This is a genomic window from Calditrichota bacterium (genome assembly GCA_013152715.1).
In the GTDB taxonomy this organism is placed as follows: domain Bacteria; phylum Zhuqueibacterota; class Zhuqueibacteria; order Thermofontimicrobiales; family Thermofontimicrobiaceae; genus 4484-87.
This window is the reverse complement of the sequence record JAADFU010000009.1, coordinates 1-10,222: the sequence shown is the minus strand read 5'-3', so window position 1 is coordinate 10,222 and position 10,222 is coordinate 1. Positions and strand designations below refer to the sequence as shown.

The window sequence follows — 10,222 nt, the reverse complement described above, 5'->3', positions numbered from 1 at the left end:
TGTTTTGAAAGATGAAGTGCGCGGAACTTTGCAGGAATGAGAGAAATAGTTTTCCCTAAAAATTAATTAAAAAAAGCATTGGGCAGTCGAAAAAACCGATTTCGCTGTTCAATGCTTTTTTTGTGTTTGTAAGAAATTTTTAGCGGCTTGTTCTTCCGTACTTTTTGGGGAGATGTGCGCGGAAGAACAGCAGCGGATCGACAAAATAGCGATCGACTTCCTCCTCAGTGCGGCAGATGTAACTTTTTCTGCGGAGGGCATCAGTCACGCTCAGCGGCGGCGATTTCATGATCTCCAGATGCAAATGGTTGTACTTCCAGCCGAAATAGTCCAATTCGTATTTGTTGAGTCTTCGGGCAATAACAGTTTCCGCGGTGACGCGATCGCCGACGGCAACTTTTTCATCGATGACGTGCAAATAAACGCTCCAAACAAATCCGCCGCGCAGCAGTTTGTGCTTGATCACAATCCTGCGCAAAGGCGGCTGGTCGGCTATTTGCACAACTTGGCCGGCAGCAATCGCATAAATGGGCTCGCCCGGGCCTCCGGGCGCATTAATTTGCAAATCAACGCCAGTGTGCAGATGCACCGGGATGCCGTCATAGGACGGCCGGCGAGCTTTGAAGCCCGCGTCCGGCTCCAGATAAATGGCGGACAAATCTTGTCGATCCGTGGTTTTTAGCGGCAATTTCCACACTTTGGCGGCGTCGAGGTAAAAATATTTCACCAGATACAGAACAGCAAGGGCCAAAAAGAGATAAAATATTCTTCTGAAAAACTTTTTCATCGCTTCACTCGTTTAAGGTTGCAAAGGAAAAGTTTAAATTTAATGTTGCGCAGTTGCAGAGAGTTCCCCAAGGCTATTTCAACTTTAATTTTTCTCATTGTGCGCCGAGACTTTGGGGCAAAATATTTAGCGACTATCGACCACGGAAATTAATAAAAAAATCAATCATGCGCAAGAGCAAAATTTGATAAATTGAATAAAGCAGGGATGGACTGAATGAGCGGCGAATTAATTGAATTGATCAGAAGCAGACGTAGTATTCGGAAATACCAGGATAAACCAGTGGAGCGGGAAAAGATAATCTCCTGCCTTGAAGCGGCTCGGCTGGCACCGTCGGCGGAAAATGTACAACCGTGGCGCTTCATTGTCATCGACGAGCCGAAGATATTGAAAAATTTTACTGACTATGTTTTTTCAGGAATTTATGCGCCGACAAAATTTGCAAAAAAAGCGCCGGTGATCGTGGTAGTTCTGGCGCGATTAGACCTGATCGCCAATCGCATCGGCAAACAGATTCAGGGAATACACTATTATTTCATTGATATCGGTATCGCCGGGGAGCATTTTGTCCTGCGGGCGCATGAATTGGGATTGGGAACGTGCTGGATCGGCTGGTTCAATCCGCGGCGTGCGAGAAAATTTTTTAAAATTCCTAAAAAATACAAAATTGTTTCCCTCATGAGCGTGGGCTATCCGGCACAGGAAAAAGGACCGGTGACAAAACGGCGCGACTTGAATGAAATCGTATTTTTCAATGGTTTGCAAAACAATGGCGCAGAATGAAAATTGAACAGGAACTGATACCCGGCACGTTGATTCGGCGTTACAAACGATTTCTGGCGGATGTGAGACTGGAAAGCGGCGAAGAAATCACCGCTCATTGCCCGAATTCCGGGAGCATGCTTGGCTGCGACGAGCCGGGCAGTCTGGTTCTGCTGTCTTTTCACGGCACAGAAAAAAGAAAATACGCCCATACCTGGGAAATGGTGAAAGTCAATCATGTCTGGGTGGGAATCAACACGCAGCTTCCCAATCGGATCGTGGCGGAAGCGATCAGCGACGGGCAAATCAGAGAGCTTGCTGGCTACCCTGAATTGAAGCGGGAAGTTCGTGTGGGCGAACACAGCCGTTTGGATTTACTTTTGTCAAATGGCGCGGATTTGTGTTACGTGGAAATTAAAAATGTGACGCTAATGGAAAATAATCGCGCACTTTTCCCCGACGCGGTCACAACGCGCGGCAGGAGGCATCTTTGGGAACTGGCACAACTCAAAGCAGCCGGGCGCCGCGCCGTGATATTTTTTCTCATTCAGCGCGCGGACGGAGAAGTCTTTGCGCCAGCGGACAACATTGACGCTGAATATGGCAAGGCGCTGCGCGAAGCGCATCGCGCGGGCGTGGAAATTTTGCCCTATCGGGCGAAAGTGACGCCCGCGGAAATTACTATTGACAAAAAGTTGCGGTTTGAATTGTGATTATTGAAGGCTGTTTCTTAAAATTGAAATTCTAAATTGAATGCGGAAAAGATGTTGGCGCAAGCCACCGCTCAGCAATTCGCTGCTTTGGCAGTTACTAACAAGGAAACCATTTTTGAAATTCAGGTAAAAAATAAAGAAAACGGATTGAGCAGCAGGCTGCGTTTCAGAGTTGGGCTCAATCCGTTCAGGGGCAAAAAATAAAAATAAATATAGGGAGGGACAGCTAATATCCAAAAACATAACTCTGGCGATAACTGAGCACTCCGGCAGCGTCGTCAATTCTGCCAAAATTTCGCCAGCGTCTGATGCGACTCACGATGCAGCGCAGCATTCTCTCGCTTTGAATAGTCGAATCCAGAATTTTTACGTCCGCGACACGACCAGCCGGAGAAACAGAAATGCGGACGGTTACCTTTCCCTTTAGCCCGGGATTTTGGCGCATAGCTTGTTGGTAACAATTTTGAATAGCCCGCGCGTGCGATTGAATGACTTTGGCGACCTGGTCTGCCGGCCGTACTTTAGCAGAGCTTTTCGCCGGTTGGAGCAATTCGTCTCGCTGGTAATCTAATTTTTCAACTTTTTTTTCTTTTTGCACAATGATTTTATCGACTGCGTTTAGCGACGCCATTTCCTCAGATAAATCAGCCTCGACCGACGAACCTTTCAGACGATCAAGCGTGTTCAACTGTTCCGCAGAAATTGGTTGGAACATGGCGCCGCTGGAACGGAAGCGCACCACGTCCACTTTTTCTGTCAATTTTTCCAATAATGCAGCGTTGGCGTCTCCGTTAGCGTAAATTGCGCCAAGCTCTTCTTCGTAACCGGAATTCGAAGATGAGATGATGTATCGCAAAATACCCGTTTGGCTGACCTTCCTCGCTATGGCGCTTTTTTTCAAATCGCTGTTAGCAACGGCCCGGCGTTGTTCCAAAGGCGCGACTCCATAGTGCGCGCGATTGCTCCGAGCGATGGAGATAGCATTTTCCGCCGCGGGCGGGACCTCTTTTGCAGCAGGCGCCGGCGCTTCGCTTTGATCGAGAAAATTGCGGGCATTTGATTCGGCTTTGACTACTGTTTTTCGTGGCAGTTTGTGAGCGTTGTCCAACAGCAGATGAGCAAATTGTTTTTGAATTTTTTCGATATTGGCAGGTCGATCTGTTGTCTTCAGTACGCTCGTAAGAAAAAATATGATGCCGACTTCAACTAAAAAAGTGGCTAATAAAATGCCTAAAAAGCGAACATCAAGCGCCCCGATCCAATCCTTTTTGAATTCTTTGGGAAATCCAAAAATAAAGGTTTCGTCATTGCGAGGCGGCGGCTTAACGGCGAGAATTGACGGTTCCTTGATCGCGATTTTGCTTTTTACGTTATCAGCCATTGTGAATCACTTTCCCAATTTGTAAAAATCGCTCAGGAGACCTTCGAGAAGAACGTGCCGGATGTTATTGAGGTCGTCTTTTTGCTTATTTCACGATAAAATAAATCAAAAAATATGCCAAGTTGCTTGAAAAATTAAAAAAATGATAAGCGTATTTATTTTAAAGAATATAGCCCCCATGAATTACACTGATGCTGATTACATTTTTGAAATCAATTTGTATTGATTGAAAACAAAAACAAAATATTTGTTTCAGCATGTAACAGTTCGCGCAAAAAACAGAGCGATGGAGGATTAACTTGAGAAGAAAAAAAGATTTAACTGACACAACTAATTGCATTCAATCATTGGCGTCAAAGAGGCGCGGGGAACCAAAAAATTTTTGTATAGTAAATTATTTTTACATAACTTGTTAAATCAAATCATTTTGGAGACTAAAATGTTCAATCGAAAAACTTTTTACGCGATTTTCTTTTCTTTAATCGTTCTTTTTTCTCTGGCAAAGGCTCAGGACGATCCCAACATTACCGTCAGTGAGCTAAAGGGCCATATCTATTTTCTGGCGGCGGATTCGCTGCTGGGAAGAAAACCGGGAACGCCGCAGAGCTACCTGGCTGCTGAATACATTAGAAACGAATTCCGCAAAAACGGCTTGAAGTTGCTGGCGGAAGACGGATTTCAGCCGTTCGATGTCGTGACCGACGTGGAAGCTGGCGCTGGTAATTTGCTCAAATTCGATGATTTTTCCGGCGTTGAAGGAAAAGATTTCGTGCCGCTATCTTTTTCCGCTAATGTTTCCGTAACGGCTCCGGTTGTCTTCCTCGGTTACGGTTTTGATTTTGACAACGATTCTCTTGCCTGGCACGATTACGCTGACGCAGACGTCTCCGGAAAATGGTGTCTTATTTTACGCGGCGATCCGGAACAGGAATCGGACAAGTCGCCTTACCTCAATTACACTTCTTTGCGTAAAAAGGTGCTGGTGGCGCGCGACCACAACGCTGCCGGCGTGCTGTTTGTTTCCGGTGAAAAATACGACGACAAAGATGTTTTGCTCGATCTTTATTTTGACAAAAGCACTTCGGACGCCGGCATCGCAGCCTTTCACATCAAACGATCTGTGGCGGACGTGCTGCTTAAAAATTCCGGTGAGACAGTGGCTTCTCTGGAGAAAAAACTCATCGACACTAAAAAACCCCACAGTTTTCCTCTGAGTGAAAAAGTTTCCGCAACCGCAGATGTGGTGAAGAAAATTTCCAAGGCAAGAAATATCATCGCCATGCTGCCGGGAAATGACCCTGTACTAAAAAACGAATACATTATTGTCGGTGCTCATTACGATCATCTGGGAATGGGCGGTCCTGGCTCGGGATCGCGCAGACCGGATACTCTGGCTGTGCACAACGGCGCTGACGACAACGCTTCCGGCGTAGCCGCGGTGCTGGAAATTATTGAAAAATTAGCGAGTGAACGAGAAAAATTAAAACGCAGCGTCATCGCGGTCACTTTTGACGCCGAGGAAATGGGCACACTGGGATCAAAATATTTTGTCAACCACCCGCCGGTGGATTTGAAAAAAGTAAAATACATGTTCAATCTGGACATGGTGGGCAGACTACGCAACGATGAAAAAAAACCGCTTACCATGGGCGGCACTGGCACTGCGATTGGTTTGAAAGAGATGGTCGCTGAAGTGGCCCAAAATGACAAAATCGGCGTGAAAATGTCGCCTGAAGGCTACGGTCCCTCGGACCATGCCAATTTTTACACCCACGATATTCCGGTACTTTTCTTTTTCACCGGCGTGCACGATGATTACCACACCCCTACCGACGACGCGGATAAAATCAATTATCCCGGCGAAAAAACAGTCGCCGACTATGCTGTGGATTTGATCGAAACAGTCGCCAATAAAGAAAAGGCAATGACTTTCCAGGAGGCAGGCCCCAAAGAGCAGCCCAGAGGACGCCGTCGCTTCAAAGTGACGCTGGGCATTGTTCCGGATTATGCCGGCGCGGAATCTGGCGGCTTGCGCGTGGACATGCCGATTAAGGGCAGACCGGCGGCGTTAGCCGGCCTGAAAAAAGGCGACATCATCATTGCCATGGATGGCAAACAGGTAAAAGATATTTACGATTACATGAACCGCCTCAACGAATTCAAGCCGGGACAGCGCATCAGCGTGGAAGTGCTGCGGGATGGGAAGAAGGAAATTTTCATTGTACAACTTTAAAGCGAAAAATCAGAATTTTTGAAAGATGTGCCCGGCTGCTATGTCGGGCATATCTTCATCCTGCACCTAAATTCGTTCGCAAAAATCCAATTATCTTTCAATTGCAATAATTTTCTACCGCTGTCATTTTTTTGATGACGTTCCTCTTCGGCGCGTTTTTCAGCTCTATTTTTAAAATATTAATGACACTAAAAACGCCAAAAATCAGAAGGATTATTAAATGGTTAAAAGCAAAAATCTCAGTCTGGTAGAAGTAATTTCCATGGCAGTCGGCACAATGATCGGCGCCAGTATTTTTTCCATTTTTGGCTTTGGCGCGGAAGTCGCCGGAAAAAGTCTTCCCGAGGCTTTTTTGTTGTCCGGAGTTTATGCGCTGGTTGTTGCCTATTCCTACGCCATCCTCGGCTCAAAGATAGTTTCCAATGCCGGACCTATCGCTTTTATTTTGAAAGGAATCGGGGATAACGTAATTACCGGAGCATTGAGCATTTTAATGTGGCTGACTTATGTGGTTTCGATTTCTCTTTTTGTCAAAGGTTTTGCCGGCTATTTTCTCCCGCTCGTTCATGTTGAACCTACGGTTTTTGCCACCGGAATTGTTGAAGTCGTTGTGATTGCATTCTTTACGGCGCTGAACTTCCTCGGCAGCAAAGCTGTTGGCAGGGCAGAATTTTATATCGTGTTGACAAAACTTTCTATTTTGCTGTTTTTTATTTTAGGCGGAGTTTTGACCATCAAAGGAAGTTACATCCGTCCGGATTTTAGCTATTCGCACTTGAGCGGCATGTTCAATGCCTCAATCATTTTTTTCCTTTCTTACATGGGTTTTGGTCTCATCACAAATGCATCAGAAAATATGAAAAATCCGGAAAAGAATGTTCCGTTAGCCATCTTCAGTAGTATTTTCATCGTGATGATTATCTACATTTCGATTTCGCTGGTCACTCTGGGGAACTTGCCGCTGCAAGATATCATCAAGGCTCAGGAAAATGCCCTCGCTGAAGCTGCCAGGCCTTTTCTGGGCAATTTTGGTTTTCTGCTCATTTCCATCGGGGCGCTGTTTTCCATTTCATCGGCGTTGAACGCCACGATTTTTGGCGGCGCCAATGTCGCCTACTCTCTGGCCAAAGACGGCGAATTGCCCGAATTTTTTGAAAGAAAAGTCTGGTTCAAATCAACGGAAGGATTATACATTACCGCCGGCGTCAGCCTCTTTTTCGCTCTGTTTTTTGATTTGGGAGAAATTGCGACCATTACGAGCACCGTTTTTACTGTCATTTACATTTTTGTTTTGGTTTCTCATCTCAAATTACGAAAAGAATTTGGTGGCAATAAAATTCTGCTTTCTTTTAATTTGACAATTCTTCTGATGGTTTTTGTTGCGCTAATGAACTATCAATTTCGCACGCAAAGAGGTGCATTCTTTGCCAGCATTTTCACTTTTTTAACAGCAGTGCTGATTGAATTTATTTATCGTAAAATTAAAAACAGAAACTTCAGCAAAAAATAAATTTGCGCAGCTTCCCTGAAAAGCCGCTTTAAGATTGTGAAGGTGATTTATGAAAAATTTACTTCTTCTGCCTGAGCTTCGTGAATTGCTTGAAAATAATGACACTGAAATTCTGAAAGAATTTTGCGAATCCAGCCATCCTGCCGAGGTCGCGGATTTTATTTCGGGGTTGGAGCCGCAAGAAATTTGGCAAATTCTTCTGATGGTGCAGTCCGATATCCGTATTGAAATATTCAGCTATCTGCCTGAAGACATCCAGCTTGATATTGCTCAGAAATTGAATCGCAAAGAGCTTTCCGTTCTTTTCACAGATTTGCCGCCTGATGAGCGCGTTGATTTGTTCAAAAAATTGACTCCGGAAATTCAATCCTCGTTGCTGCCGGCGTTGGCACAAGCGGAAAGAGAAGATATTCGCAGACTGGCTTCTTACCCCGAGGGAACAGCAGGCTCGGTGATGACTTCCGATTACGCAACTCTTTTTCCGGATCAAACAGTCTCCGCGGCGATAGATACTCTTAGATTAGAAGCGCCGGATAAAGAGACAATTTATTACGCTTATATTGTTGACGAACAGCGGCGTTTAATCGGTTTTATTTCGTTGAAAGATTTAATTCTTGCCAACCCCAAAGCGCGGGTGAAAAATATTATGCATAAAGACGTAATTTATGCAAATGTCGATGACGATCAGGAAGAGGCGGCTCTCAAAATTCAAAAATATGATTTAATCGCATTGCCGGTGGTGAATGACGAAAATATTTTGGTGGGAATTATTACTCACGATGACGCCATCGATATTATCACTCAAGAGCACACCGAAGACATGGAAAAATTGATGGCAATCACCGGCGCGCACGAGGCAGGAGTCTATTTGCGGACATCTTCGTGGAGACATTTCAAAAACAGAGCCTACTGGATTGTCGGCTTGGCTGCTCTGGGCTTAGTTTCAGGAATGATTATCCATAGTTTTGAGTCAACGTTGATGCACATGATGATTTTAGCCCTTTACATGCCCATGGTCGCCGATACCGGAGGAAATACGGGTAGCCAGTCGGCTACTGTCGTTGTCAGAGCCCTGGCTTTGAAAGAAATTTCACCGAGAGATTTTTTCAAAGTCATTTTCAAAGAATTCAAGATAGCCATATTGCTGGCGTTTGTTTTAGGTCTTCTGTCGTGGTTGAAGGTGATGTTTCTCTCCCAGGGAACGGCTATTCCCTCAGGATTTTCTTTATCTTATATCGGCTTTGCCATCGCTGTTGCGCTGAGCCTGCAAGTCATCACGGCAACTTTAATCGGAGCAGTTCTTCCGCTCATTGCTGCCAAGCTAAAACTTGACCCTGCCGTTGTCGCGAGCCCGGCTTTGACAACGATTGTTGACATTACGGGATTGATTATCTATTTTTCGATGGCAAAGTTAATTCTGGGGTTTTAGAAAAAATAATGCTAATGGCCAGCTAACTTAAAGAGCTAATTTATTGAGTTTAAAAGGCTGACGTCTTAAAAGAAGGAAAAGTTTACCCACAAAATATTTTGAGAAATCCAGCGTTTTGGGATGTTTAAAAATAACGCTTTTAAACAAACACCCCTTCTCCCTTACTCCGAATGAGCAAATACAAAAAGAAAGGTCCACCCAGCAGGGAAGTAATCACTCCCACAGGAATTTCCGCCGGTGAGATGAGCGTTCGGGCTAAAATGTCGCAAAAGAGGAGAAACGCGCCGCCGAAAAAGAAGGTAACTGGCGCAAGAAAGCGGTGGTCGTTGCCCACTAACAGCCGGCAAATGTGCGGCGCCATCATTCCGACAAAACCGATGGGACCGCTGATTGCGACAACGCTTCCGACCATCAGGGAAATGGCAAAAAAGAGAAATATCTTCAATTTTTGAACATCGCTGCCACGGCTCAGCGCGATGTCTTCGCCCAACGAGAGTAAATTGATTTCGTGGGTCAGGAAAAAAATAATCAGTGAGCCGAAAAAAACGACCGGCAGCAAAGTGAGCACAGGTCGGAAACCAATCATTTCAAATCCACCCATGAGCCAGCGGATAATTTGAAACGAGCGACTGAAATCGCTCAAATACTGGATGAACAGGATCAGGCTGGAAAAGAAAAAGTTGATCGCCACACCGGCGATGAGCATGCTGTTGGTGGTGAAGCCTTTTTTGAGCCGGGAAATTCCGTAAACAAAGATGACGGAAAGAAAAGCGCCGAGAAAAGCGAAAAGGATTTGTCCCGAAAATCCCAAAAATGCAAAAAACAGCCCGATTTTAACGTAAATCGCTGCGCCGAAAGCCGCTCCGCTGGACACGCCCAAAGTGAACGGTGTTGCCAGCGGATTGCGAAACATCGCCTGAAAAACCATGCCGCTGATCGCGAGGGCGGCTCCTGCCAGAAACGCTGTCAATACCCGGGGCAACCGAATTTTCCAGAAGACATCGGAATACACCTGATCGCCAGAGCGGGAAAAAATGTCGGTTAAGCTGATCGATTGCATGCCGATGAAAGGGGCGAGTAATAAAACCGCCAGCGAAAAAATAATGAGTCCGTAAAAAATCGCAGGTCTGAAATTTTTCATCGATCAGACGCCTCCGGCACGATGATGCGCTGTTTTGTCAACGGGTGTTCTGTGAACAGAAAAGATTTATCGTAAGCTCGCGCCAAAATTTGATTGTCCATTATTTTGTCAGCGCTTCCGACATATTGAACGGTTCCGTTTTTCAAAATAACAACTCTGTCTGAGCGCAGAGCAGCGCTGTTGATGTCGTGAGTCACGGTGATGATCGTTTTGCCCATGGATTTGTTGATCTGTTTGAGAATTTGATAAACCTCCTGTTCATGGCG

The 10,222-nt window shown here is 45.4% G+C and carries 9 protein-coding genes; 5 read left to right on the top strand and 4 right to left on the bottom strand.

The features are described from left to right. Positions 1-139: 139 nt before the first annotated feature. Positions 140-787, bottom strand: coding sequence for a M23 family metallopeptidase (locus GXO74_00885; GenBank protein NOZ60214.1), 648 nt, complete (start codon positions 785-787; stop codon positions 140-142). A gap of 216 nt (positions 788-1,003) precedes the next feature. Between GXO74_00885 and GXO74_00880 the strand changes: the two genes are divergently transcribed. Continuing rightward, positions 1,004-1,570, top strand: coding sequence for a hypothetical protein (locus GXO74_00880; GenBank protein NOZ60213.1), 567 nt, complete (start codon positions 1,004-1,006; stop codon positions 1,568-1,570). After that, positions 1,567-2,262 (top strand): DNA/RNA nuclease SfsA, encoded by a 696-nt coding sequence (sfsA, locus tag GXO74_00875; protein NOZ60212.1) that lies wholly within the window; start codon positions 1,567-1,569, stop codon positions 2,260-2,262. Before GXO74_00880 ends, sfsA begins: the two co-directional genes overlap by 4 nt. A gap of 226 nt (positions 2,263-2,488) precedes the next feature. On the opposite strand, the gene GXO74_00870 is transcribed toward sfsA, so the two are convergent. Beyond that, on the bottom strand, positions 2,489-3,643 hold the full coding sequence (locus tag GXO74_00870) for a TonB family protein (protein NOZ60211.1): 1,155 nt from the start codon (positions 3,641-3,643) through the stop codon (positions 2,489-2,491). A 439-nt stretch (positions 3,644-4,082) separates the two neighbouring features. Here GXO74_00870 and GXO74_00865 point away from each other — a divergent pair, with 439 nt between their 5' ends. From GXO74_00865 to mgtE, 3 genes are all read left to right on the top strand, one after another. Continuing rightward, complete coding sequence (locus GXO74_00865; protein NOZ60210.1) at positions 4,083-5,876, top strand: M20/M25/M40 family metallo-hydrolase; 1,794 nt, start codon at positions 4,083-4,085, stop codon at positions 5,874-5,876. A 220-nt stretch (positions 5,877-6,096) separates the two neighbouring features. Further along, positions 6,097-7,386, top strand: coding sequence for an amino acid permease (locus GXO74_00860; protein NOZ60209.1), 1,290 nt, complete (start codon positions 6,097-6,099; stop codon positions 7,384-7,386). A gap of 49 nt (positions 7,387-7,435) precedes the next feature. Beyond that, positions 7,436-8,815, top strand: a complete 1,380-nt coding sequence (mgtE, locus tag GXO74_00855) for a magnesium transporter (protein NOZ60208.1) — start codon at positions 7,436-7,438, stop codon at positions 8,813-8,815. Between the two features lie 139 nt (positions 8,816-8,954). On the opposite strand, the gene GXO74_00850 is transcribed toward mgtE, so the two are convergent. Beyond that, on the bottom strand, positions 8,955-9,956 hold the full coding sequence (locus GXO74_00850; protein ID NOZ60207.1) for an iron ABC transporter permease: 1,002 nt from the start codon (positions 9,954-9,956) through the stop codon (positions 8,955-8,957). Next, positions 9,953-10,222, bottom strand: a 270-nt coding sequence (locus GXO74_00845) for an ABC transporter ATP-binding protein (GenBank protein ID NOZ60206.1), incomplete at its 5' end; no start/stop codon positions are given. The genes GXO74_00845 and GXO74_00850, both read right to left, overlap by 4 nt.